Source organism: Mesobacillus jeotgali, assembly GCF_031759225.1.
GTDB lineage: Bacteria > Bacillota > Bacilli > Bacillales > Cytobacillaceae > Mesobacillus > Mesobacillus jeotgali_B.
In genome coordinates this window covers 1,773,924-1,797,171 of record NZ_CP134494.1, presented here as the reverse complement: position 1 = coordinate 1,797,171, position 23,248 = coordinate 1,773,924, and the positions used below count along the sequence as shown (strand labels likewise).

Here is a 23,248-nt window from a genome sequence, read left to right as displayed (position 1 = left end):
ACCTCCAGCATTTTATTACTCTTATAAACTGCGTTACTTCTTCAGCTTTTTTTGCAGCTCATAAAGCATATTCATGGCCTGCAAAGGAGTCATATCAAGGATTTCCAGGCCGACTAATTGGTCAAGAACTTGTTTTTCCTTCTTGTTTGCAACACTAGCTTTCTTCTGTTCAGGCTCTTCATCAAAAAATGATAGCTGAGCCGCGGCTGCTGTTTCTGCCGCCTGAAGCATGCTTTGTTTCTCTTGCTCATTGTGCAAAGCTTCCCGTACAGAGCTGATACTCTCCTGACGATTAAGTGCTGATGAAACCTGCGTGTCCGTTTGTTCAAGTATTTGCAGGATTTCAGCAGCGCGTTCGATCAGGTCTGCCGGCAATTCAGCAAGCTGGGCAACATGGATGCCGTAACTCTTATCCGCTGCACCTTCCCTGATTTTGTGAAGAAAAACGACCTTTCCATTCTGCTCAACAGCGCTGACATGCACATTCTTCAATTTACCCAAATCATTTTCCAGTGAAGTCATTTCATGATAGTGAGTCGAAAACAGCGTCTTTGCGCTAATTTTATCATGAATATATTCTATCATCGCCTGGGCAAGTGCCATTCCATCGTAAGTGGAGGTGCCGCGGCCGATTTCATCAAAAAGAATCAAGCTGTCCTTCGTCGCATTGGTTATAGCATTCTTTGCCTCTAGCATTTCTACCATGAAAGTACTTTGTCCCGAAACAAGATCATCTGCCGCCCCAATCCTGGTGAAAACCTGGTCGAATATCGGCATAACAGCCTCCGCCGCAGGCACAAAACAGCCGATTTGTGCCATGATCGCCGTCAGGGCAACCTGGCGCATATATGTGCTTTTACCAGACATATTTGGTCCAGTAATAAGCAAAACTTCTCGGTCATTGTCCATAAAGCAATCGTTTGGCACATATTCCTGTGCATCCATCACTTTTTCGACAACTGGGTGGCGGCCATCCTTCAAGACGATTTTCCTATCCGCCGAGAACTCAGGTCTTACATAGTGGCGCTGTTCACTTAGCTCTGCAAAGCCTAGAATGACATCCAGCTCACTCAATGCTCTGGCAAGCCCTTGCAATCTAGGAATAAATTCTTTAATCCTTTCGCGGATTCCGGTAAACAGCTGGTATTCTAGCTCGACGCTTTTTTCCTCGGCCGCAAGGATCAAGTCTTCCTTTTCCTTAAGCTCAGGTGTGATAAAGCGCTCGGCATTCGATAAAGTCTGCTTCCGCTCATATTGGCCTTCCTGAAGAAGATGCAGATTCGCCTTCGTTACTTCGATATAGTAGCCAAACACCCTGTTGTAGCCAACCTTTAAGGACTTTATCCCTGTTTTCTCACGCTCGTCCCGTTCCAGCATGGCAATCCACGTTTTCCCATTCCTGCTGGCATCTCGGTATTGGTCTAGCTGATGATCATAGCCATCCCGGATGATATTCCCTTCCTTCACAGAAATAGGAGGGTTATCTACGATTGCCTGTTCAAGCAGATCGGCTGCCTCCTCGCAAGGGTCAAGTCTATCTGCCATGATGGCAGCCTCTTCATGGGGAAGGCTCTCCAAAATATGTTTTAAAGCTGGTACCTGTAATAAAGATCTTTTTAGCTGCATCAAGTCCCTTGGATTCAAATTTCCAAAAGCAACCCTGCCAGCCAGGCGCTCGAGATCATAAACCTCTTTCAATTTCTCCCTTAGTTCCTGGCGTTCAAAAAACTGTCCGACAAAAAGCTGGACCAATTCCTGGCGGCGGCTGATTTCTCCTTTATCAATCAAAGGCCTGTTAATCCATTGCTTCAGCATCCTGCCGCCCATTGCGGTCATTGTCTCATCAAGCAGCCATAGAAGTGTTCCTTTTTTTGCTGTCGATCGTATTGTCTCTGTCAATTCAAGATTGCGCTTCGAAAAATAATCAATTTTCATATACTGCTGGACCTTGTAGACCGATACCTTTTGCAGATGGTCCAGGCTGCGCTTCTGAGTTCTGTATAAGTAATTGAATAATCTTGAAGCTGTGTTTTTTAACTGTTCATTCTCGAGGTCCGCAAATAGCAACGAGAAATTTTCATTCACTTTGATGTTGTCCTCAATTGAAAGGGCAAGAATAGACCGCTCCTTCAGCTTTTTCTGGATTTCCGGAGAAAGCGAGCTTTCAATGACAACTTCCTTTGCGCCTGAAATTGATAATTCGTTAATAAGATCTTCGATGCTGCCGTTTATGAGCGTAGCCCTGCTTTCCCCTGTGGACAGGTCGCTGCAGGCAAACCCATAAATGTTTCCATCAAAAACCGAGACAGTAGCGATAAAATTATTTTCTTTTTCTAAAAGCCCTCGTCCCTCCATCACTGTTCCCGGAGTGATTAGCTGGACAACTTCCCGCTTAACGACACCTTTTGCCGTCTTGGGATCTTCGGTTTGTTCACATATCGCGACTTTATAGCCTTTGTTGATCAATTGCTCAATATAGTTGGGAGCTGAATGGTAAGGAACACCGCACATCGGAATCCGTTCCTCACCGCCGCCCTCTCTGCTTGTCAGTGTAATCTCAAGCTCCTGGGATGCCTTTAACGCATCCTCGAAGAACATTTCATAAAAATCGCCCAAACGAAAAAATAAAAAGGCATCCTGGTAATCCGCCTTTACTTGCAGGTATTGCTTGATCATAGGGGTATATGTAGCCATATTATCCTCCAAAATTCGCTTTGCTTTATTGTTAAGGTAATGCAGATGTTCTGCTTTTACCGTTTTTCATCTTGTTTCTCTTTTTCGGGCAATGCAGACGCTCTGCTTTTACCATACTTCATGCTTTTGTCCGTTTTCGGGTAATGCAGCGGTTCTGCTTTTACCCAATTAGTCTATTCTTTCTTATTCGGTCAATCCAAGAATCATGTTTCGACTCTTATTCTAAATATCTATTATAACTCGACAAAAAATAATTTTCGATAGAATCCCATTAAAAAGAATTACCAGTCCTCAATAAGGACTGGTAAACATCACTCATATTTCATCCTTCTCAAGCCAATTGTGAAGAACACGAGGCTGAATACAAGCAAGACTGCTGTGGAATTACGGAGCGCAGGGAGATACAGGCTTCCACTGACGATTTCACGGAATCCTGTGATCATCCAGCTTTGAGGCACCGCTTTGGCTATTTGCTGCATGAATTCAGGGACTATCTCAATTGGCCAATAAACTCCTCCCAGCATGCAGGTGCTGACAATTAACACAGCGCTCAATGCACTTGCCTGCTGTCTTGTTTTTACGATGCCTGCCATCATGAGGCCAAATCCGACAATCGTGATGATGACCAGTGCTGCAAATGGGATGAAATAGAATAAATTCCCCCACATGGAACCATAAATTACGTACATAACGATCATGAGGACGGTTAATTGGATTGCTCCCATCAAGAAATAGGAAAATAAATAACCAGTCATCACCTGAGCTTTCGTCGTTGGTGAGGTAAGCAGGCGCTGCCATGTTCCTCCGACCTTTTCATCAAGAATGGCGGAGGCTGCTCCTGAAATTCCGAACATCATGAACATAATTGTAAAGCCGATCGCCAGCATGCCGACGGAACCAGTTTTTGATTCTTCTTTTTGGATGATTTCACTGCTGATATCCAATGGTTCACGAGCTGAAGCTTTCTCGAGTATAGCATTGAAAGCAGCAGGTTCTTGTCCGGGAGACATTTCAAGTGCTGAAGTAACAGTCCTTCCAACACCTTCAACATAACTGCTTAGTGCAAGAAACTCCTGCGTTTTCCTCTGAACCACTATTTGAAAAAGCGGCTTCTTCAGTTCATGATTCTCTGCTACTGATTCTGTAATGATTACCGCTGCCATGGCTTCTTGTTTTTCGACAGCTTCCCGAGCTTTTTTCTCATCCGCCTTAAGCCATTTATACTGGCTGTTTGAAGACATTAAATCGATAATCCTGCTGTTACTTTCATCATTTTTTGCTGCCATCATCACGACCGGTTTATCCCCTGATGTTCCTTCAGAACCAATCCCTCCAAAAATAATACTGAAAAAAATCGGCATGACAAACATCAGAATAATTGCCGATGGCGTTTTAAACATAGTTTTCAAATGTAAGAATGCAATCGGTAAAACTTTACGCATGCGAAGCCCTCCTTCTTGCCGACAGCGATAAAAACGCAATGAGGAGTGACCCAAGACCAATTGCAATTAAAATGCTTGCTTCAAGCCAAACTTTCCCCGCTCCTGCACCTGACATCAACTCCAGGAATGTTTGGAGGGCAAGGGCATTGGGAAGGACTTTCACGACCGTATTGACCCAATCGGGAAAAATATACAAGGGGACCATGCTCCCGCCGACAGCTGCCATTATTTGAGTTGCCAGCATTCCGGCCGCATTGAAGGTTTTCTCCTTTTTGACAAGGGCACCCAGGAGAACCCCTAGCCCGGACACGCTAAAAACAAAAGCAAAGCCGACTATCAAGACACCTGTGATAGAATCTCCCCAACGGACATGATAAAGATAATGTGTTCCAAGAATGATAATGAGAAATTGAATTGACGACATAAACAGTAAGCCAATAAACTTGCCGATTAAGTATTGCTGATTCGACAGTTTGGTAACCAGCAGACGGTTGTATACATCTTGTTCCTTTTCATCAATCATTGCGCTTACTCCGGTAATAACCGTCATCAGTAAAAACATGACACCCATGCCAGCAGCATAATACTGGAATGACCCCACTGGTTTTTGATCTTGTTCTACCGCCACTTCTTCGACAACGTCATAATCAGCTGCCGACATAGCAGGAAGAGTTTCGCTGTTGCCGGCTGGACCAGCAACCTCCATGGCTATTACATTCACAGCTGCTGCCTGAGTGAATTGAAGCACGACATTCTCGACGATCGATGATTGAATAGATGCCGACGGAATGGAGACGACGTGCACATCAGACTCTTCACCCGAAATGATATGATCAGAAAAATCCTGGGGAATGATGATTCCTACGGAAATTACCTGCTGCTGCAAATGATCATCAAGCTCCTTTTCCGTCATCTCCTTTGCAGAAATCAGCTCTGGAAGGCCTGTCATGAACACCTCTTGAGACAACACACTCCCTAATTGACCTTGATCATGGTTAACAATACCGACCTTGAATTTTTTTATGGAGGGTGCTTCTTCTTCATCCATCATATTACCAAACGCTGCACCAAGGATTCCGATCAATAAGATTGGCATGAGAACGAGTGTCAGCAGTGCTTTCCGGTCCCTTGCCATGAGAATGGTATCTTTTAACGCCAGCCACCAAAACCCCATATCCATCCCCTCCTTTAATCCCTTAGACTTCGGCCAGTAAGATGGAGGAACACACTCTCAAGGTTCGGTTCCACGACTTCTACTGATGTGATTTCAAAGCCGGCACCCGTGACGGTCTGAATCAATTCACTAAGAACTTTTTGTGGTTCTTTGTGAAAAATCGCCAATTCATCATGATTTATTGACAGATCATGTTCAGGGATCGATGGAGCTAATGCCATTTTTAGGTTCTCAAGCTTGGCTGCTCCGGAAAAGTTCATGACAATACGTGAGCGATCACCGATTGTCTCTCTTAACTCTGAAATGGTTCCTGATACGATGAATTCTCCCTGATCCATAATGCCGATCTTTTCACAAAGATACTCAACTTCCTCCATATAGTGACTTGTATAGATGACCGTCATCCCTTCTGCATTTAGCCTTTTTACCGTATCAAGAATATGGCTACGGGATTGAGGATCAATCCCAACTGTCGGTTCATCCATAATCAGTAACTCCGGGTTATGTAAAATCGCAGCACCTATGTTTACTCTTCTCTTCATTCCACCGGAAAACGTCTCGACTTTTTCCCCGGCCCGGTCAGTCAAACCAATGATATCAAGCACCTCTTTAATCCTTTCTTGCAAATGGCTGCCGCTTAAACCATACATTCTGCCCCAGAATGACAGGTTTTCCCTCGCACTCATCTGTTGGTAGAGAGCAATCTCCTGCGGAACAATCCCTAAAAGCCCTTGCCCCTGCTTTGGCTGTCTGACCATATCAATGCCTGCAATACGAATACCTCCTGAACTCGGAGGGAATAAACCTGAAATCATTTGGATCGTGGTCGTCTTTCCTGCACCATTGGGTCCAAGAAGACCAAATGATTCACCCTTCTTTACGGAAAAAGAAACATCTTTGACTGCTTCGAACTCTTTAAACCTCTTAGTCAATTGCACTACTTCCAAGACTTCCATTCAGAACACCTACTTTCGTCCTATCATAATTTAATTATCTCAGAAACTTTTGTTCCATGAAATAAATTCCAATAAATATATGAATATATTTAGAAAAGATTCTCATGGATTAACCCTGGGACCCGCAAATGCCGAGACCATGGCTTTCTTGTGACAGAATGAAAAATTCGCCCATATAAAAAAGCAAGACATGTTTGTCCTGCTCTAAGGTTGGAATACATTATATTTTCGTGCTGTTTCGACCCATTCATACCGTTTATGGGTACCTAGCTTCTCACCGATTTTTTGACGATGGTTTTCCACGGTCTTCACTGAAATATCCAGCCTTTCAGCGATATCTTTTTGGGAATATCCTTTAACAGTCAGGATGAAAACTTCCTTTTCACGCTTTGTGATCGGGAGGTCGACAAGATTGACTTGGTCACCATCCGAATCATCTTCCCATATATGTGTATCGAACACTTTCTGGTTGGCCAGAATTTTATCAAGCGATTGGATTAGATCGTCCCGCTTCAGCTGTTTGATTAAATAGCCGTCTGCCCCTGCCTCATAAGCCTTCTTTTGATACATGATATCATCATGCATCGAAAAAATGACTATTTTGGCATCCGGAAGCAGTTTCCGCAGCCTTTCCAGGGTTGTCATACCGTCCAGGCCGCCTGGCATTGAAAGGTCAAGCAGTACGAGATCGGCGGGAAATTCAGCCGCAGCTTTAACAGCTTCATAGCCATCGCAGGCACAAATCCTGCCATCAATGCAAAAAGATTGCTGCAGCAGCATGCTTAAACCGTCACGGACGATTTCATGATCATCGATAATCATCAGGTTCATATTCTCTCTCCCTCCGCTTTTATTAAAGATACAAACCCTTCCACCCTAGTTGGACCGCCTTCTTTACTGATCCACTTGATGTCGCCATCAAGCATTTTGCAGCGTTCATACATATGCTTCAGACCGAGCCCTTTCGTTTTGCAACCCTCTGAAATAAAGCCATTACCATTGTCGTATAATTGGAAAAAGATATATTGATAGTTGCTTTTTAAATGAATCGAAAAATAATTGGCTTTTCCGTGGCGGACTGAATTTGTGATACTTTCCTGGATAATCCTGAATAGATGCAGTTCTTTTTCAGGATCCAAATCATGCTCGCGATTTATATCCATATCCAGGAAAATTTCTATCTGGTACAGCTTTTTCCAGTCCTTCACGGCCTGCACCAGGGACTTTTCCAAACCGATATCATAGACGATTTCAGGTCTGAGGCTTTTAGTCAGGCGTTTAATATCTTGAAGGGTTTTTTCCATGACATTGACCATATTGGTAACATGATTTTGATATTTATCAACGCTTATATTCTGTTTGATAACCTCGAGACCAAGGAAAATGCTATAGACACTCTGGCCGATATGATCATGAAGTTCCATGGCAATCCTTTTACGCTCAGCCTCCTGTGCCAGCAACGTTTCTTGAACAAGCAGCTCATGAAAGCGGGCCCGTTCACTATTTTCATTCTGTACAGGCGGCCGGATCCTTAGCACATAATATATCTCTTCCGATATAGTCATCTTTTTCAATGACATTTCAAACTCTTCAAGTCCTTCATACACTGCCAGATGAGAGTTGAAAAAAGGAATCGGGTCATCGGTAGTCAGAATACAGCGATTTTCATTCTCTTCCACTTCCCGTTCCTGGCAATAGGTACAGTACGGCACCGTCTCTCCAAGCTTCCAGCCAGTCATGTCAAAAGCTTTTTCATTAAGGTAATGAATTGTCCGATTTTTATCCATAACAATCATGCCCTCGGGCAGATGGTCAACAATCTCTGATAAAAACTCAGTTTGCATCTCCATGAACTAATCCCTCACTAACACATTCCTTCTTCGCACCTCCATTTTAACCCCTTTTCTTGCCGTCACCCCGCCACGTTTATTAACATTAAGTGAAATCTATGCTTTATTTATCCGAAAAAAAAAGACCCTATAAGGGCCGAGGCCACTGAAAAAGTCCCCACTGGATAGCTTGTTAAATAGGACCGGTTGATTTCCACTCCAGGTTGCTTCGCTTTCCGCGGGGCGTGCGGTGAGCCTCCTCAGCGCTAAAGCGCCTGCGGGGTCTCACCTGTCCCGCTGATCCCGCAGGAGTCTACGCACCTTCCGTTCCAATCAACCTAGTGCTACTAAACCTTATTTAGACAAACTATAAACCGTTCAAATCCTGACTTTTTTAAGGGATTTGGGCGGTTTTTATTTTATAATAGAATTAATTTAGCTGAAATGGGTGGTTCCAATGATGTCAATGCAACAATCAATCAAACTAAGTCCTTATATGGGTCTCTATGACCTTATCGTGCCAAAGGATAATATGTTGCGTCAGATTAATGATCTGGTTGACTTTACCTTTGTTTATGAAGAGCTCAAGGATAAGTATTGCCTTGATAACGGCAGGAACGCAATCGATCCCATTCGCATGTTCAAATATCTATTATTAAAAACCATCCATGACCTTTCGGACGTGGATATTGTTGATCGTTCGAAGTATGATATGTCGTTCAAATATTTTCTGGATATGACTCCAGAAGAGGAAGTTATAGACCCGAGCTCCCTGACCAAATTCCGTAAATTGAGGTTAAAGGATATTAACCTCCTGGATCTGCTTATTAATAAAACGGTGGAGATTGCTTTAGAAAAAGAGATCATCAAAAGCAAATCCATTATTGTCGATGCCACTCATACAAAAGCCCGTTATAATCAGATGAAACCGAAAGAAGTTCTGATGGAGCGTTCCAAGAAGCTAAGGAAGGCAATTTACCAAATCGATGAATCCATGAAATCCAAATTTCCTTCCAAGACAAAGACTGATGTGTTGGAGGATGAAATTGCCTATTCACAGAAACTCATTGAAGTGATTGAAAAGGAAGAGACCCTGATTCAATACCCGGTAGTAAAAGAACAGCTTAACTTATTGAAAGAGACGGTCGCAGATGACCTTGAACAGATCAAATGCTCAAAGGATCATGATGCGAAAGTGGGACACAAGACGGCAGATTCCTCTTTCTTTGGATACAAGACCCACCTGGCAATGAGCGAGGAACGAATCATAACGGCAGCTGTCATTACGACAGGCGAGAAAAACGATGGCAAGCAACTTCAAACTCTTATTGAGAAAAGCGAAGACGCAGGTATACAGGTTGAGACTGTGATCGGCGATGCGGCGTATTCAGAAAAAGACAATATTAAGTACAGTAAAACAAACAAAATAAACTTGGTCGCAAAATTGAATCCAAGTGTTACCCAGGGATTCCGCTCAAAGGAAGACGAATTCGAATTTAATAAGGACGCTGGGATGTATGTCTGTAAAGCAGGACACCTCGCAATCAGAAAGGCTCGAACCGGAAAGAAAAACACTGGAACGAACCAGGTAGATACCTATTATTTTGATATTGATAAGTGCAAGCGTTGCCCCTTAAGGGAAGGCTGTTATAAAGAAGGTGCGAAAAGTAAGACGTATTCTGTTTCCTTGAAGTCAACTGAACACCTAGACCAGGCAGAGTTTCAGGAAAGTGAATACTTTAAGCAGAAGTCCAAGGAGCGCTATAAGATTGAAGCGAAGAATAGCGAGTTGAAACACAGACACGGGTATGATGTAGCCACATCCTCGGGTCTAATTGGCATGGAAATGCAAGGCGCCATGGCCATTTTCACGGTCAATTTAAAAAGAATTTTAAAACTGAAAGGGCAACAATAGAGGCCAAAGGGGACAAGAAACTGGAAAAAAAGCCGATTCAATTCCAAAAATATGGAGTTGGATCGGCTTTTTTGTTTGGTTATCATGAAAATCTAAAAAATCGGCAGATTTTCAGTGGCCTGATAAGGGCCTTACAACTTTTTTTGATATTTACTGTGTTGGTCTGTTTCACCGAGGTATAGAAATCCATTTGCCAAATAAAATTGATTCAATTTGCTGTTGTCAGCAACACAGTCTAATTTAAGGTAGTTCTTGTCAGTTGAATAATTTTGCTCAATCCATTGCAATATTTCTTTTCCCAAACCTTTGCCCATATGTTTTGGTAAAATAGCAAGCCTATGGAGATAGACCGAGTCTTCTTCATTTGACTCACCAAATATATGTCTGTCCCATTCACTTTGGGTATTCGAGAGGGTGAAGGTAGCGATTAATTCTTCATCTGACTGGACAATATATGTTTCCTGGTGTTTTACAGCTTCCAAAATTTCATTATCATCGCCACCACTTAGTAAGTATTGCCATTGATTGATGCCATGGCCCTGCATCCATTGCGCAATAGTTTTAAGCAACTTAATGATTCGCTGTCCGTCATCACTGACAGCAAGTCTTACGTTTGCTGTTTCAAGCAAATTCCCACCCACTTTCCAATTATTCAATAAACAATTCGGTATTTTCAGCGATATTCCTTCATGGAAAATGGCAATTTCGTATCTTAGAACATGTGATGTAAGAATTCACAAAAAAACAGGCTTAAGTTAGCCTGTTCTGACGTAATAATATCATTTCAACGTGTTGAGAACTGCCTCGATATCTTCATCGATCATTTCCGTTGCCTGAGCCATGGTCCTGACATCCTTGGATGCCCAGTAATCATATAAACGGGCGAGGTCATTGCGGTTATATACCTGTTTTCCGTAATGGCTGTAAAAATAAGCAACGAGAAGATTGACTACATTGGCCGGAAGTTTGCTGCGGGTTGAAATCGACCTTAGTGCAATATTCTCAAGTCCGCGGATATTATTATCAGTGAATTTTTCCACTACTTCAATTGGCATGGCGTTCTCACAAAAAGTAAGGAATTCTGGATCGGTTAATTTTTGTTTATTCATAGAAAATCTCCTGCTTCATTTACTTAATCAAATGGCTTCCAGCGCATTCTCTAAAAGTTTGATGTCCATCGATATAAATTTCTTTATAGTGGCATCTTCACAGCGCTGGTACTCTTTATAAAGTCTCTTCAATTCTTCATAAAAGATCCGGTATTCATAGTTGTTAATCATAATCTCCCTCATTATTTACTGTTCTAAGAAATATTTTCCCATTTTTACCTATGGTCAAACAAATTTTATAAGGAGGATTGTGATTAAGCTAACATTACCATTAAGAAGGCCAGAAAGGAAAGAGTATTTTGGTTCATTTGCTATTTCCCAACAATAATAGACAAATTCAGTCTAAATGCGCTGTTCCTTATTTTCAATCATAGCCAAGGCCTTTTGAAGGGCCCAGCGCTGATGGTCATGAAATATCTTACTCACAGCTTCCCCAGTTTCAAGCCACCTGAGATAATGGTCAGGCTCAGTAGGTTCTTCCGTGTCACCAACTATCTTGGCAAAATAAAAATCCCCTTGAACTTGATAATATGCTGAATCCTTCTTAGAGTAAAAATATTGTTGTGCTTTGCCGATCCATTCACCGAGTTCAAGAAGCTTTCCCATTTCTTCTTTGCCTTCTCGTATTAGACACTCCTCATGACTTTCATTTTCTTCTATTCCACCGCCTGGAAGAAAATATTTTCCGGCACCCGTATCGATTAATGCAACCAAATTTTCCTCTTTCTTTAATATGATTCCATACACACCTGGCCGCCATGTATAGCTTATACCTGATTTTATTTCACCGAACGTTATCATTTTTGCATCCCTTCATTCTAAAAAGTTATCATCATTGTGAAAACAAAAAATGTATATATTATAAATCGAACTTAAAATATGGAATATTTTTCAATACTTTACTTTTCGTGTTTTTTTAAGAATCTCCTTCCTTTTTGTCTGATTACTTTTAAAGTTATTTTTCAAGGGTAAAAATATTGAGACTTGATATTACTAGGAGTGAGATTATGGAACAGTATAAAGATTTGAATAAACAATATATTAATGGTGAATGGCGGGATGGCACTGGCCAGAGCAACTATATGGATACTAACCCGTATAATGAAGAAGTTCTCGCAGAATTCAAGATGGCTGGCATTGAGGATATTGAAGAAGCGTATGCTTCTGCCAGGAAAGCGCAGAAAGAATGGGAGAACGTCAATCCATTCGAGCGTTCTACGATCATGGAAAATGCTGTCCGCATTATGTCAGAAAGAAGAAAAGAACTGGTTGAGCTACTAGTAGCCGAATCAGGCTCTACCCATATCAAAGCGAATGTGGAGGTAGATTTCTGCATCGCCATTACAAGAGAGTCAGCATCATTTCCTTTAAGAATGGACGGCAAGATGGTGCCTTCCCTCGTTCCAGGCAAGGAAAACCGCGTGTACCGCAAACCACTTGGTGTCGTTGGTGTCATCAGTCCTTTTAACTTTCCTATGTATTTATCCATGCGTTCTGTTGCACCAGCCCTTGCCGTTGGAAATGGAGTCGTTTTAAAGCCGGATGAGCAGACGGCTATGAGTGGCGGTACTGTTATAGCGAAAATTTTTGAAGAAGCAGGTCTGCCAAAAGGCTTGCTTAATGTAACTGTAGCCGACATTGGTGAAATTGGTGATTCATTCGTAGAGAACCCTATTCCACGGATGATTTCGTTTACAGGATCCACCGGTGTAGGGCGGCATATCGGCGCCCTTTGTGGCAAGAACATAAAGAAGGTCGCCTTGGAGCTTGGCGGAAACAATGCACTTGTCGTCCTAAAGGATGCGAATATCGAGCATGCGATAAATTCCGCCATCTTCGGTAAATTCATGCACAACGGGCAAATTTGCATGGCAGTAAACCGGTTGATAGTCCACAAGGACCTCTATGATGAATTCGTTGAAAGGTTTGTGGAAAAGACGAAAAGCCTGAAAGCTGGGGATCCGAGTGAGCCTGATACGCTAATCGGTCCATTGATCAACCGCGGGGCAGTCGATCGCATTCTTGGCGAGATCGAGAAGGCGAAATCCGAAGGAGCTAAAGTGGTGTTGGAAGGATCAGCAAATGGCACTCTGATGACCCCCTACGTGCTAACCGGGAGCAATGATGTTGCAACAGCGAAAAACGAGATGTTCGGCCCAGTTGTAACAATCATTCCTGTCGAAAGTGAAGAAGAAGCCATTACTGTCGCCAATGACACATCATTCGGACTTAGTGGAGGCGTGCACGCAGGATCTGTTGAAAAAGGTGTCGAAGTAGCCAAGCAAATCCAATCCGGAATGGTCCATGTTAATGACCAAAGCGTAAACGACGAACCGCTCGTAGCATTTGGCGGCGAAAAGGATTCAGGTCTTGGAAGGTTCGGCGGTGAATGGTCGCTGGAAGAATTTACGACTGTACAATGGATTTCCGCACAGACCAACCCGCGCAAATATCCATTTTAACATACTTAAAGCTGAACCTTGATTAAATGAGGTTCAGCTTTTTTAGTGAAGGCAATCGAGTTTTGATAAGACAGTCAATAAAAGAAAAATTCTGTATCCTTTGGTGTTACCGACTGGACCCAAGCAGCTTCTTCGGCATTTTCTGCGGTGACAGCAAACTCCGTAGCCCAGTGGCCAGAATGAAAAATGATTTCTCCATGGCGAATAAGATTAACGGTAAACCATTTGAACTTATTTTTCATTTCATACTTATTCAACAGAATATCTGGTAAGGTTTGAACATTACTGCCTTTAAAAATAGTCATGTTGTCACCAACATGAACAGAACAATCAAGTTCAGATTGAATTTCCTTGATCGCTTCCTGCTCTTCATTCCAGCAATGAATCTCTATAGAATCTGTTTTATTCAAAAAATGCGGGACTAAAGCTCTCCAATACTCATAATCATCGGGAAGCGGAAAGGCACTGGGCCCCTCTTCTGAGCTCCATGCTATTGTAAAATGTATCTCCACATACATCCCTCTTTTACACGAACGTTGAAAATATAATTCTCTAAACTTGCCTTGTCTACCTTCTTTTAAGTACTCACTCTTTTAAAATATGTTTATATTGCATACCTTCAGTAACACTCGGCGTAAAATCCACAGCTGGAAAATTCATAATGTACATCCCTTCTCGCTCATTATAGACATGATAGTCAGAGGATTTCGCTAAATTTTATAGAATTACTATAGTAAATTATTGGAAAGGAAAACTGTTATGTTAGAAAAATCAGAAACCTTTACACGTAATATTTTTATGGTTATTTTTATATTTTCTGCAATTGAGAGCTATTTTAAGCTAGACTGGATCAATCAGAAAAGTCCATACTTTTTCTGGCCATTTTCTCTGCTTATTTTCAGCAATATAATTTTGCAGATAATTAACTTCATTAAAAAGAAAAAAAGAAAACGAGATAATGCTATCAATGCTTAAAGACCTGGACATTGTCCAGGTCTTCTTTCCATTTACTTATAAGAATATTACCGGAACTGCTGCTGCAAGCAACAAGTAGCGGAGAATGAAACCGCCTGCCAGTACGGCACTTTCAGTGATCATAGTTGCGGCGATTCCGTGTGAGCCTGAAGCCGCTACTTCCAATCCTGCCGGTGTGTGGTGAAGTTTTTTTGAATTCCATAATTCCAGAGCCTCGATTGCAATTGGTACGATCAACCCTACAACAACCAGTCCCAGCCAGAATAAAATGCTGTACTCTCCTGAAAGGATCATGGATACAGATTGTGCAGCAGATTCATTCGTTGATGAAGTAATCAGGAACATTGTGAAAATCAGCAATACTTCGGCAACCAATAATGTTAAGTGGATTTTTTTGATGGACATTACCATATGGACCACCTTTTTATCCATTATGGCTGACACCAGCATAGTGCCGGCAATACCAGTTGAAAACGCAGACACGACGAACAGGATTGGCAAGATTGCTGTATTCCATAGTGGCACAGCCCCGATGACACCAATCAGGAAGCCAGTGTAAATGGCTGTTGCTACTGCAAATATGATGCCGACATACTCCACAATTTTGCTTGTATCTTTTTTCAGCAATTCCATCAAGGCGATATAGGCTGCAGCCATCATGAAAAAGCTGATGAAATAAGTACCGATTGTCATGACAGAACTGAAATTTGTAAACAAATAGATGAACCGCAAAGGATCCTTAAGACCTGCTTCTGCATCGACAATAAGAAGCAATAGACCTATCCCCATCAGGATGGGGCTGATTAACCTTCCGACAAACCTGACTGTCTTTGCCTCAGGATACCTCCTTGCTGCATAGGAAGATGTTAAAAACGCACCGGCACTTAGTCCAGCAAGGAATAAATAGGCAGCGATAATTGTTCCCCAAACCATTATAATCACCTCACGTAATAGATTTTTGCCTTTCCTAGGTCCGGCCTTAACGGCTGGGCATTCATTTTCACGATTGCTTTAGAAACTTCGCTATTCGGATCATCAAGATCACCAAATATCCTGGCGTTGCTTATGCATGTGCTGACACAGGCCGGCTGCTTACCTTCTGCGACCAACTCGGCGCAGAAGCGGCACTTCTCAACAACTCCTGTATTATGATCCTGTGTTCTCGCGCCATAATGGCATGCCACCATGCAATACTTGCAGCCGATACACTTATCTGCGTCAACTAGAACGATGCCTTCTTTTGTCGTGTAGGTTGCCTTGGTCGGGCAGACACTTACACATGGTGCATCCTCACAGTGCTGGCATTGTACAGGGATGATTTCATTCTTGACGTTTGGGAAAACCCCTGTTTCCTTTTCATAAAACTTAATATAAGATTCTTCTACCGGAAGCTCATTCTGCATCTGGCAGCTTACCCGGCAAGCATAACAGCCGACGCATTTCCTTGTGTCAATTACCATTCCATACCGTGCCATCAGCCATTCACCTTCCTAACCTTCACGATTACTTCGTGGATATTTCCCGATCCACTCCATTTTTCAAAATCAAAAGGGACATGTTCCATATATCCAAAGCCAACACCGTAACCAGTCTTCAAGTCTTTAGACGTAATGCCATAATGACTTGGGACAAAAATTGCCTCTGGATGGATTCTTTCAGTAACTTTAACCCTTATCTTGCTGGTTGCTTCACTTGATTTCAACTCAACCATATCGCCATCCTTGATTCCCAGCGCTTTTGCACGGACTGGGTTGATCCAGATTCTCTCTAAATCATAATCCTTAGTAATCTGCATCAAGATTGGTATGTTCGCAGTCTGAGTATGACTGTGAATCGCCTGTTTACCTGTAATCAAACGGAAGGAATCATCAGCAGGGCTGACCTTCGGCTCAATCCATTCGACAATCGGCTTGAAGCCAGCTGCTTTATACGTTTCACTGTAAAATTCAACTTTTCCTGAAGGAGTCTTTAATTTCGGCAATTCCCCAATTGTAATTTCCTCGTTCGGGAACATGATTGTTCCTTTTTCCCTAAGCTGTTTGTACGTTATACCTGTCGGTGCGAGCATCGTTTCATTCAATTCATCAAGGGTAAAATTGAAATACTGACCTACTCCGCAAGCTTTAGCTAACTCAGTATAGATTTCATGAATTGGTTTTGTTTCCGGATGTACCTTATCTACCATTTGCTGGCGAAGTGCGATTCCGGGCACCTTTCCGGATAACCCTTCAATTACTTCATCGCGTTCGATATACGTAACTTCCGGAAGTACATAATGTGCCAGTTGCGCTGTTTCAGACATTTGCACATCTATCGCCACAACAAGATCCATCTTAGAAAGAGCTTCCTTCATTACTTTAGGGTTTCCATACCCAAGCGCAGCATTAGAATGATAATAGATGGCAGCTTTCATCTTGCCTTCCAGTGCTTCTTTTGCCACAATTGTTGCAACACCATTCTCTGGATAAGCAATAGGGAATTCCTTGGAACCAGCTTTTGGAACTTCTGGTTCCTTTGGACTTGGATGTTTTGCCTTATCCAGTTTTCCTAGCGTTGGTTTTCCGCCAAAAATGCTTCCTCCTTTTTGCTGGTAGTTTCCTAGCAAAGCATTGAACATTGCTACTGCACGCCCGGTTTCTGTACTATTCTCATAGTTGCATCCGAAGGCTCCTCTCCACGATTGCTCAATCAGTGCCTTCGGTTTGGCTTTCCCCATGTCAGTGGCAATACGTGTGATCGCGTCTGCAGGGATACCTGTGATACCCTCTGCCCATTCTGGTGTGTATTTTTTCAGTTCTTGCGCATATTCCTCAAAACCCACTGTAAAGTTTTTAATGAATTCCATATCGTGAAGATTTTCTTTAATCAAAACATGTGACATAGCCAGCACAAGAGCCAAGTCAGTGCCTGGTCGTATTGCCAGCCACTCTGTCGCAAGATTACCTGTATTGTTCAAACGGGGATCGACAATGACAATCTTGGCTCCATTGTCTTTCGCAGATGCCAATGATTGTACGGAGCTTGGTCTAATTCCGTCTCCATAGCTTCTGCCGATGAACATAATGTATTTTGCATTACTGATATCTGCACTCGTTGCCGTTACGCCTACTGTGTGAAGGAAACCGGCATCCCTTGCATTAGAGCATACTACATGGTGTGTATAATAGTTGGCAGATCCAAGCGCATTGATAAAACGAGGGGAATAGAATTTCCCTGAAGCACGAGGATCCTCGGTTAGTGCCACAGATTGTGGACCATGCGCTTTTATAATCTTGTTTAACTTTTCTGCAATTTCCCTGTAAGCTTGTTCCCAAGAGATCGGCTCGAACTTCTTTTCACCAATCCTTTTTAAAGGCTGTGTCAGCCTATCCTTTGAATAAACAACAGTAGCGTAACCATGCCCTCTGGCACAAAGCTTTCCTTTCGAATAAGGATGATCAGGATGCCCTGTCAGTTTCCATAAACGGCCGTTTTTGACATGGCCAATCATCCCACATTTACTGGAACATGCATTACATGTACTAGGAATCTCCTTGACTACTGCGTTTGCTCCTGCTTTTACATAATTCTTGGACCATTCATTAAAGCCTACTGTTCCTGCAGATGCCAAAGCAGCAGTAGCAGCAGAAGCCTTGATAAATCCACGACGTGATAGTTTTGTCTCTACCATTTTAACTTGCCCTCCTTTTACTCCCGAACGATAAAACATTTTGGTTATATGCCTTTAAGTATGTTCAAGACAAGCTTCGATATCTTGATGCTTCCTCCAGCATTGCTAAAAGGAAACTTCTTGACGCCTCCACACAGTACCTGGCTGATGGAATTGATTCTATTACAATAGTTTTTTTCAATTGTTTATCCATCACTAAAAGCATCACCACCTTTAAAATTGCAGGATTCACAGATAAGTGTTTCGATATGCCTTCACAGTTCCGATCAATAATCTCGTCATTCTCTGATAAAAGAGATGCTCTGTTGCTTTCGAAAGCTGGGATTCGAATTCCTCCAGCCAATCGAAATGATCATCAATAAATTCTGCAATAAACTGTTCTGGAGCATGTTCTATGAAATAGGCCAGCAACTCCAGCAGGATTGCCAAGTGATCCGGCATGCCCTGTAGTTCAACAGGAATCTCGATCTTCAGCTTCTCTAACAGATAGTTGATATGTAACGCAGAATCACCCAGGACGTAGCCCTTATCCCTTGCAAAGGGGAGAGTGCACGTTTCATCCTGTGTCCACGGTTTATACAGCGATTCAATCGGAAGTGCCGCATCTGTTTGCGTGCTACCAATTGAGCTCTTGTATATTTCCTGAAATTCAGCATAATTTTCAGGCAGAAATTCCTCTAAAGATAAAGCAATATTGTAATGATCCTTGATAGATGCTTCCAGCCTCTTTAGAAGATCCTGTTCTTTAATCTCATCCCAGATATCTATAGTTGGAAGCTTATATAAATCTGCAAGGATTAAAAAATCGTTCGCACACTCTGTTTTGTTATTTAATCCAATCACCGGGATTCACCACCTTTCGATTACACCTTCACTATATGGCATTAGAGTTTGTGAAACAATATACATTCTGTGGCTAATCCCCCTATAGTATCTGAAGGATTTCACCTAACAACGTGTAAGACTTTTTACACAAGTTCAATGGACAAGGCTGATATTTATTGGTTTTATTGATGATCCATCAGTTTTACTGTTCTATATTTGTGAACTTTCTTTTACATAAGTTTGAATATCCGGCAAACTCGCCTCATTTTCATAGGTTTAATCGTAAAATGAAAGTAAAGAATAATGCACTTGAGGTGACTATAATGTCTCTGTTAACTAATTGGCTTGAAAGCCTTAGCTACGAGCTCGATATCTCGGAATCCTGCACAAGGAAGATCAGTCCGCTAAGTACCTGCTCTGCTTGTATGGACGAATGCCCAGATGAAGCCATCATTTTTGAGGATGGCAAGATACTCATTGATGATAAAAGATGCTCATCTTGCGGCGTATGTATCACAGCCTGTCCAGTACAGGCGGTCAAAGGGCAATCGCCTTCAAGAAAGGTCATCCAGAAATATCTCCTGCTCGAGCAGAATTCACCACTTCCAGCCATAATGGAATTGCTTTACTACCATAAAAAAGGAATACGCTTTATTCATCAGCATGCATTAAATGCGGATTTAGTAGACAGGATTAGCCAAGTCAATGAAATCCTTGGTGCAATGCAGCTCGAGCAGCTTCAGGCTACAAACCAGATTGTCTTGGAGGAAAAAGAGCAGCCCAGATTATCAAGGCGCGATTTTTTTGCAAAGCTTTCATCAGACAGCAAGAAAACCGTCCTCTCTTCTGTGACACCTGTAAAATGGCGTTTCAACGAGAACAATTTTAAACCATCAGCCCTTTTTAAAGATTGGTCATTTTATAAAGTGAGGATTAGCGAGGATGAATGTACATTATGTGAAGGCTGTTTTAATGTCTGTCCGCCTGGCATATTCAGCCTCGGTGAAAAGGAGCTAATATTGAACGAGAACCAATGTATTGGGTGCAATCTATGCATGGACATTTGCGGTACAAGTGCAATCAAAGTGGAGCTAAAGATTAATCAGGCGCCACCTGTCTCTTACAACCTGCATCAGAACACATGCACACAATGCAAAAGTGGCTTCCATGCCTGGGAGGAATCTGATTGCTGTCATGTTTGCAGTACAACTGAAAAGCCTAACTTCTTCCTTTAGGTTAAGGTCCACAATAAAGGCACTGTACATGAGAAGGACGGTTCTTCACCCGCTTCGATATCCCGTGCCTCTTTATACTATGGAACAAAAAAAACTAGGAAGTGCAAGCTTCCTAGTTCAAAGTTATTCTTCCTCTCCTAGAAGGAAGTCTGGGTTCAAATCTTCAAATTCGTCATCATCGACACCATGGCCCCACTCATCATCATCGCAGTCGCATCCGCCTGGATGAGTGACAACACATACCTTTGTTTCACCGATGACCTCTACAAGGAATTCCCTCTCGACGTGAACGATGATTTTATTGCCATTAGGCGAAATGACCGCTTCTATGCAGTTAGGCTGCTGCAGAACCTCGACCAGGACATCATGGTCATCCAAGCAATCAGGATCACGGTACTTCAGTTTGATGACATCGCAGTAAGTTACTTTCTCCGTCACTACTTCAGTTCTTGTATTATCATCAAAGGAGTACCAGATATTGGCCTCGTAAGACCCGTTTACTTCGACCACTTTCCCTACTTTTTTTGCCTTATACTTATGGTTTATGACCCAAGCGCCCAGAATGCTGCTCGGATTATGCGCTGGGTTGATCGTATGATTGGACTGCGTGAACTTGCGTCCTTTCGCTACGACGGCTTTCGTAATAATCTCTCTGTAATCTCCCATTGCGAGCGAAACCTCCTCAATCTTTTTCAATTCATCCTATGCGTGATATTAGACTAGTGTGCGATTAATTTTAGAACCGCTGGTAAAAACTTAGGCATAGTTCATTGTATGCCCATATAGCTCGAATGTTCCCAATTGAAGAAAGTTGATGGGGAATTTAAGATTGAATTGGTTTCTAAATGGCAATCAAAAAGGAGAACTTGAATGGATAAAAAGGGGTATATAGTCAACAGCTCAGAAAATATAAAGTAATGAAAAAATGGCACCCTATATCACAGGGTGCCATCTTCTATTCAATGATTAATGGTTATGTGTATGGCAGCTTTCTCCGTTTTTCAAAGATGCTCCCGTTTCACCGCGAAGCACATCTCCACCAGTTGATGCAACCACTTCATCTGTTACCGTATTGGAAATAGTTGTTGCCACTAGCTGAAGCAATTCATTCACATCGAGCTGTGATTGCTTGAATTCCTGGACCACCGGAATCTCGTCTAGCTGCTGCTCTAATTGAGCAATTTTTGCTTCAGTCTTCTTCAGCGCCTCTGTTTTTCCGTAATGCTGGAAGTTAACAGCCTGTTTTTGAAGGCCTTTAATAGAAGAAATAAGTGTTTTCACTTTTTCATTCTCATGGATCTGTGCTTCTGCACGTTTGAAAAAGTCAACTTCTTCTGTTTCCGCAATCATTCTTGCGATTTCTCTTGAGCGCTGGATAATGTCATCTTTATTGTATTTTGCCAACTTACTTCACCTCAACTGGTTGTATTTCTTCTACCATTTCCCCGTTTAATGACCATGTTTTTGCATCTGTGATTTTCACCTTGACGATTTTGCCGATTGCAGACTTCGGACCGACGAAATTGACAAGCTTCAGCTTGCTGGTATACCCTGCAAGAACATCTGGGTTGTTTTTGCTTTCGCCTTCAACCAGAACTTCAACAATCTGATCCTGATACTTCTTCATGGACTGCGCGGATTGCTCGTTCACAAGTGCATTCAGGCGCTGCAGGCGTTCTTTTTTCACTTCCATCGGGACATTATCCTGCATTTTAGCAGCAGGTGTGCCCTCCCTTGGAGAGTAAATGAATGTATAGGCTGATTCATAGCCTACCTCACGGACAAGAGACATTGTTTCTTCGAATTGCTCATCTGTCTCGTTCGGATATCCTACGATAATATCTGTTGTCAATGTAACATTAGGGATTGCTGCCTTGATCTTGCGCACGAGCTCCAGATATTGTTCCCTGGTGTACTTTCGCGCCATAATCTTCAATACATCAGTAGAACCTGACTGTACAGGCAGATGGATGTGATCCATCAAGTTTCCGCCTTTAGCCAGCACTTCAATCAGGTGATCGTCAAAATCACGAGGATGGCTTGTTGTAAAACGGACACGCGGGATATCGATCTTGCGCATTTCATCCATCAGGTCACCTAGACCATACTCGATGTCTGTAAAATCTTTACCATACGCGTTTACATTCTGGCCAAGCAGGGTAATTTCCTGATAGCCCTGGGCTGCAAGCTGGCGGACTTCCTGGATGATGTCTTCCGGGCGGCGGCTTCGCTCTTTGCCTCGTGTATAAGGAACGATGCAGTATGTGCAGAACTTGTCGCATCCATACATAATGTTGACCCATGCCTTGATATTCCCTTTGCGGACCTTCGGAAGGTTTTCAATGACGTCTCCTTCCTTGGACCAGACTTCAACAACCATTTCTTTGGACATATAAGCTTCCTGCAGAATATTCGGCAGGCGATGGATATTATGTGTACCAAAAATCATATCAACCTGGTTATATGTTTTGAGAATTTTATTGACGACCGATTCCTCCTGGGACATGCAGCCGCAAACTCCCAATAGGAGATCAGGTTTTTCTCTTTTTAGATGCTTTAAATGGCCTAGTTCACCAAACACCTTGTTTTCAGCATTTTCCCTGATTGCGCATGTATTCAGAAGGATGACATTTGCATCCTCGACGCTGTCCGTAGGCTCATAGCCAAGGCCAAGGAAAATACCAGCCATGACTTCTGTATCATGCTCATTCATCTGGCAGCCATATGTGCGGATGTAGAATTTGCGTCCCTGGCCCATTCCAATGAATTCTTCAGGGATATCGAAGTCCTTGTGGTACTTGACTTCTTCCTTGCCGCGTTTTTTCGCATCCTTCAGGGAAGGAGCTGTATATACCGATTCAAAGTACTTGCTGTAATCCTTGCTGGATTTTTTGTCCGAAGAATTCCCAGTCTGTACTTGCTGTCCTTCCAAGCGTTGATTCTCGTTCATTATAGATCTCCT

Annotated in this window: 21 protein-coding genes; 3 read left to right on the top strand and 18 right to left on the bottom strand. The window is 42.5% G+C overall.

Annotated features, from left to right (window positions below):
• Positions 1-33 precede the first annotated feature (33 nt).
• The 6 genes from mutS to RH061_RS08810 form a co-directional block, all read right to left on the bottom strand.
• Positions 34-2,694 (bottom strand): DNA mismatch repair protein MutS, encoded by a 2,661-nt coding sequence (mutS, locus tag RH061_RS08835; protein ID WP_311075468.1) that lies wholly within the window; start codon positions 2,692-2,694, stop codon positions 34-36.
• Positions 2,695-3,005: 311 nt separating this feature from the next.
• Positions 3,006-4,136 carry an ABC transporter permease gene (locus tag RH061_RS08830; protein WP_311075466.1) on the bottom strand — a complete coding sequence of 377 codons (1,131 nt, stop codon included), beginning with the start codon at positions 4,134-4,136 and terminating at the stop codon, positions 3,006-3,008.
• Positions 4,129-5,310 carry an ABC transporter permease gene (locus RH061_RS08825; protein ID WP_311075464.1) on the bottom strand — a complete coding sequence of 394 codons (1,182 nt, stop codon included), beginning with the start codon at positions 5,308-5,310 and terminating at the stop codon, positions 4,129-4,131. Before RH061_RS08825 ends, RH061_RS08830 begins: the two co-directional genes overlap by 8 nt.
• Before the next feature lie 14 nt (positions 5,311-5,324).
• Complete coding sequence (locus RH061_RS08820) at positions 5,325-6,266, bottom strand: ABC transporter ATP-binding protein (protein ID WP_311075462.1); 942 nt, start codon at positions 6,264-6,266, stop codon at positions 5,325-5,327.
• 204 nt (positions 6,267-6,470) lie between these two features.
• On the bottom strand, positions 6,471-7,097 hold the full coding sequence (locus RH061_RS08815) for a response regulator (RefSeq protein ID WP_311075460.1): 627 nt from the start codon (positions 7,095-7,097) through the stop codon (positions 6,471-6,473).
• Positions 7,094-8,116: a sensor histidine kinase gene (locus RH061_RS08810; RefSeq protein ID WP_311075459.1), complete on the bottom strand. Its 1,023-nt coding sequence runs from the start codon at positions 8,114-8,116 to the stop codon at positions 7,094-7,096. The genes RH061_RS08815 and RH061_RS08810 overlap by 4 nt, the downstream gene beginning before the upstream one ends.
• A 436-nt stretch (positions 8,117-8,552) precedes the next feature.
• On the opposite strand from RH061_RS08810, the gene RH061_RS08805 reads away from it, so the two are divergent.
• Positions 8,553-10,010, top strand: coding sequence for an IS1182 family transposase (locus RH061_RS08805; RefSeq protein WP_311070855.1), 1,458 nt, complete (start codon positions 8,553-8,555; stop codon positions 10,008-10,010).
• Between the two features lie 131 nt (positions 10,011-10,141).
• Here the strand turns inward: RH061_RS08805 and RH061_RS08800 are convergent, their stop codons facing one another.
• The 4 genes from RH061_RS08800 to RH061_RS08785 all read right to left on the bottom strand — a co-directional run bounded on the left by RH061_RS08800 (position 10,142) and on the right by RH061_RS08785 (position 11,920).
• Positions 10,142-10,639, bottom strand: coding sequence for a GNAT family N-acetyltransferase (locus RH061_RS08800; protein WP_311075458.1), 498 nt, complete (start codon positions 10,637-10,639; stop codon positions 10,142-10,144).
• Positions 10,640-10,789: 150 nt separating this feature from the next.
• The gene (locus RH061_RS08795; RefSeq protein WP_311075456.1) at positions 10,790-11,119 is read right to left on the bottom strand and encodes a hypothetical protein; all 330 of its coding nucleotides are present in this window, start codon (positions 11,117-11,119) and stop codon (positions 10,790-10,792) included.
• A 27-nt stretch (positions 11,120-11,146) separates the two neighbouring features.
• Positions 11,147-11,290 carry a hypothetical protein gene (locus RH061_RS08790; RefSeq protein ID WP_311075455.1) on the bottom strand — a complete coding sequence of 48 codons (144 nt, stop codon included), beginning with the start codon at positions 11,288-11,290 and terminating at the stop codon, positions 11,147-11,149.
• 171 nt (positions 11,291-11,461) lie between these two features.
• Complete coding sequence (locus tag RH061_RS08785; RefSeq protein ID WP_311075453.1) at positions 11,462-11,920, bottom strand: NUDIX domain-containing protein; 459 nt, start codon at positions 11,918-11,920, stop codon at positions 11,462-11,464.
• A 206-nt stretch (positions 11,921-12,126) separates the two neighbouring features.
• On the opposite strand from RH061_RS08785, the gene RH061_RS08780 reads away from it, so the two are divergent.
• Positions 12,127-13,581, top strand: coding sequence for an aldehyde dehydrogenase family protein (locus RH061_RS08780; protein ID WP_311075451.1), 1,455 nt, complete (start codon positions 12,127-12,129; stop codon positions 13,579-13,581).
• A gap of 74 nt (positions 13,582-13,655) precedes the next feature.
• Here the strand turns inward: RH061_RS08780 and RH061_RS08775 are convergent, their stop codons facing one another.
• The 5 genes from RH061_RS08775 to RH061_RS08755 form a co-directional block, all read right to left on the bottom strand.
• Complete coding sequence (locus RH061_RS08775) at positions 13,656-14,093, bottom strand: hypothetical protein (protein ID WP_311075450.1); 438 nt, start codon at positions 14,091-14,093, stop codon at positions 13,656-13,658.
• Between the two features lie 499 nt (positions 14,094-14,592).
• The gene (nrfD, locus tag RH061_RS08770) at positions 14,593-15,489 is read right to left on the bottom strand and encodes an NrfD/PsrC family molybdoenzyme membrane anchor subunit (RefSeq protein WP_311075448.1); all 897 of its coding nucleotides are present in this window, start codon (positions 15,487-15,489) and stop codon (positions 14,593-14,595) included.
• Between the two features lie 5 nt (positions 15,490-15,494).
• Complete coding sequence (locus RH061_RS08765; protein WP_041966653.1) at positions 15,495-16,031, bottom strand: 4Fe-4S dicluster domain-containing protein; 537 nt, start codon at positions 16,029-16,031, stop codon at positions 15,495-15,497.
• Positions 16,031-18,226 (bottom strand): molybdopterin-containing oxidoreductase family protein, encoded by a 2,196-nt coding sequence (locus tag RH061_RS08760; RefSeq protein ID WP_311075446.1) that lies wholly within the window; start codon positions 18,224-18,226, stop codon positions 16,031-16,033. The genes RH061_RS08765 and RH061_RS08760 overlap by 1 nt, the downstream gene beginning before the upstream one ends.
• Positions 18,227-18,454: 228 nt before the next feature.
• A complete protein-coding gene (locus tag RH061_RS08755) occupies positions 18,455-19,069 on the bottom strand; it encodes a molecular chaperone TorD family protein (protein WP_311075445.1) in 615 nt (204 codons plus the stop codon).
• A 305-nt stretch (positions 19,070-19,374) separates the two neighbouring features.
• On the opposite strand from RH061_RS08755, the gene RH061_RS08750 reads away from it, so the two are divergent.
• Positions 19,375-20,286, top strand: a complete 912-nt coding sequence (locus RH061_RS08750) for a 4Fe-4S dicluster domain-containing protein (RefSeq protein ID WP_311075443.1) — start codon at positions 19,375-19,377, stop codon at positions 20,284-20,286.
• Between the two features lie 123 nt (positions 20,287-20,409).
• Here the strand turns inward: RH061_RS08750 and RH061_RS08745 are convergent, their stop codons facing one another.
• The 3 genes from RH061_RS08745 to miaB all read right to left on the bottom strand — a co-directional run bounded on the left by RH061_RS08745 (position 20,410) and on the right by miaB (position 23,236).
• The gene (locus tag RH061_RS08745; protein ID WP_311075441.1) at positions 20,410-20,952 is read right to left on the bottom strand and encodes an outer spore coat protein CotE; all 543 of its coding nucleotides are present in this window, start codon (positions 20,950-20,952) and stop codon (positions 20,410-20,412) included.
• Positions 20,953-21,252: 300 nt separating this feature from the next.
• Positions 21,253-21,690 (bottom strand): YlbF/YmcA family competence regulator, encoded by a 438-nt coding sequence (locus tag RH061_RS08740; protein WP_311075439.1) that lies wholly within the window; start codon positions 21,688-21,690, stop codon positions 21,253-21,255.
• A gap of 1 nt (position 21,691) precedes the next feature.
• Entirely contained in the window at positions 21,692-23,236 is a 1,545-nt protein-coding gene (gene miaB, locus RH061_RS08735; protein ID WP_311075437.1) for a tRNA (N6-isopentenyl adenosine(37)-C2)-methylthiotransferase MiaB, read from the bottom strand.
• Positions 23,237-23,248: the final 12 nt, after the last annotated feature.

Excerpts from the sequence above, each read along its gene's own strand:
- mutS (WP_311075468.1), bottom strand. The coding sequence starts at position 2,694 with ATGGCTACATATACCCCTATGATCAAGCAATACCTGCAAGTAAAGGCG.
- RH061_RS08830 (WP_311075466.1), bottom strand. The coding sequence starts at position 4,136 with ATGCGTAAAGTTTTACCGATTGCATTCTTACATTTGAAAACTATGTTT.
- RH061_RS08825 (WP_311075464.1), bottom strand. The coding sequence starts at position 5,310 with ATGGGGTTTTGGTGGCTGGCGTTAAAAGATACCATTCTCATGGCAAGG.
- RH061_RS08820 (WP_311075462.1), bottom strand. The coding sequence starts at position 6,266 with ATGGAAGTCTTGGAAGTAGTGCAATTGACTAAGAGGTTTAAAGAGTTC.
- RH061_RS08815 (WP_311075460.1), bottom strand. The coding sequence starts at position 7,097 with ATGAACCTGATGATTATCGATGATCATGAAATCGTCCGTGACGGTTTA.
- RH061_RS08810 (WP_311075459.1), bottom strand. The coding sequence starts at position 8,116 with ATGGAGATGCAAACTGAGTTTTTATCAGAGATTGTTGACCATCTGCCC.
- RH061_RS08805 (WP_311070855.1), top strand. The coding sequence starts at position 8,553 with ATGATGTCAATGCAACAATCAATCAAACTAAGTCCTTATATGGGTCTC.
- RH061_RS08795 (WP_311075456.1), bottom strand. The coding sequence starts at position 11,119 with ATGAATAAACAAAAATTAACCGATCCAGAATTCCTTACTTTTTGTGAG.
- RH061_RS08790 (WP_311075455.1), bottom strand. The coding sequence starts at position 11,290 with ATGATTAACAACTATGAATACCGGATCTTTTATGAAGAATTGAAGAGA.
- RH061_RS08785 (WP_311075453.1), bottom strand. The coding sequence starts at position 11,920 with ATGATAACGTTCGGTGAAATAAAATCAGGTATAAGCTATACATGGCGG.
- RH061_RS08780 (WP_311075451.1), top strand. The coding sequence starts at position 12,127 with ATGGAACAGTATAAAGATTTGAATAAACAATATATTAATGGTGAATGG.
- nrfD (WP_311075448.1), bottom strand. The coding sequence starts at position 15,489 with ATGGTTTGGGGAACAATTATCGCTGCCTATTTATTCCTTGCTGGACTA.
- RH061_RS08765 (WP_041966653.1), bottom strand. The coding sequence starts at position 16,031 with ATGGCACGGTATGGAATGGTAATTGACACAAGGAAATGCGTCGGCTGT.
- RH061_RS08760 (WP_311075446.1), bottom strand. The coding sequence starts at position 18,226 with ATGGTAGAGACAAAACTATCACGTCGTGGATTTATCAAGGCTTCTGCT.
- RH061_RS08750 (WP_311075443.1), top strand. The coding sequence starts at position 19,375 with ATGTCTCTGTTAACTAATTGGCTTGAAAGCCTTAGCTACGAGCTCGAT.
- RH061_RS08745 (WP_311075441.1), bottom strand. The coding sequence starts at position 20,952 with ATGGGAGATTACAGAGAGATTATTACGAAAGCCGTCGTAGCGAAAGGA.
- miaB (WP_311075437.1), bottom strand. The coding sequence starts at position 23,236 with ATGAACGAGAATCAACGCTTGGAAGGACAGCAAGTACAGACTGGGAAT.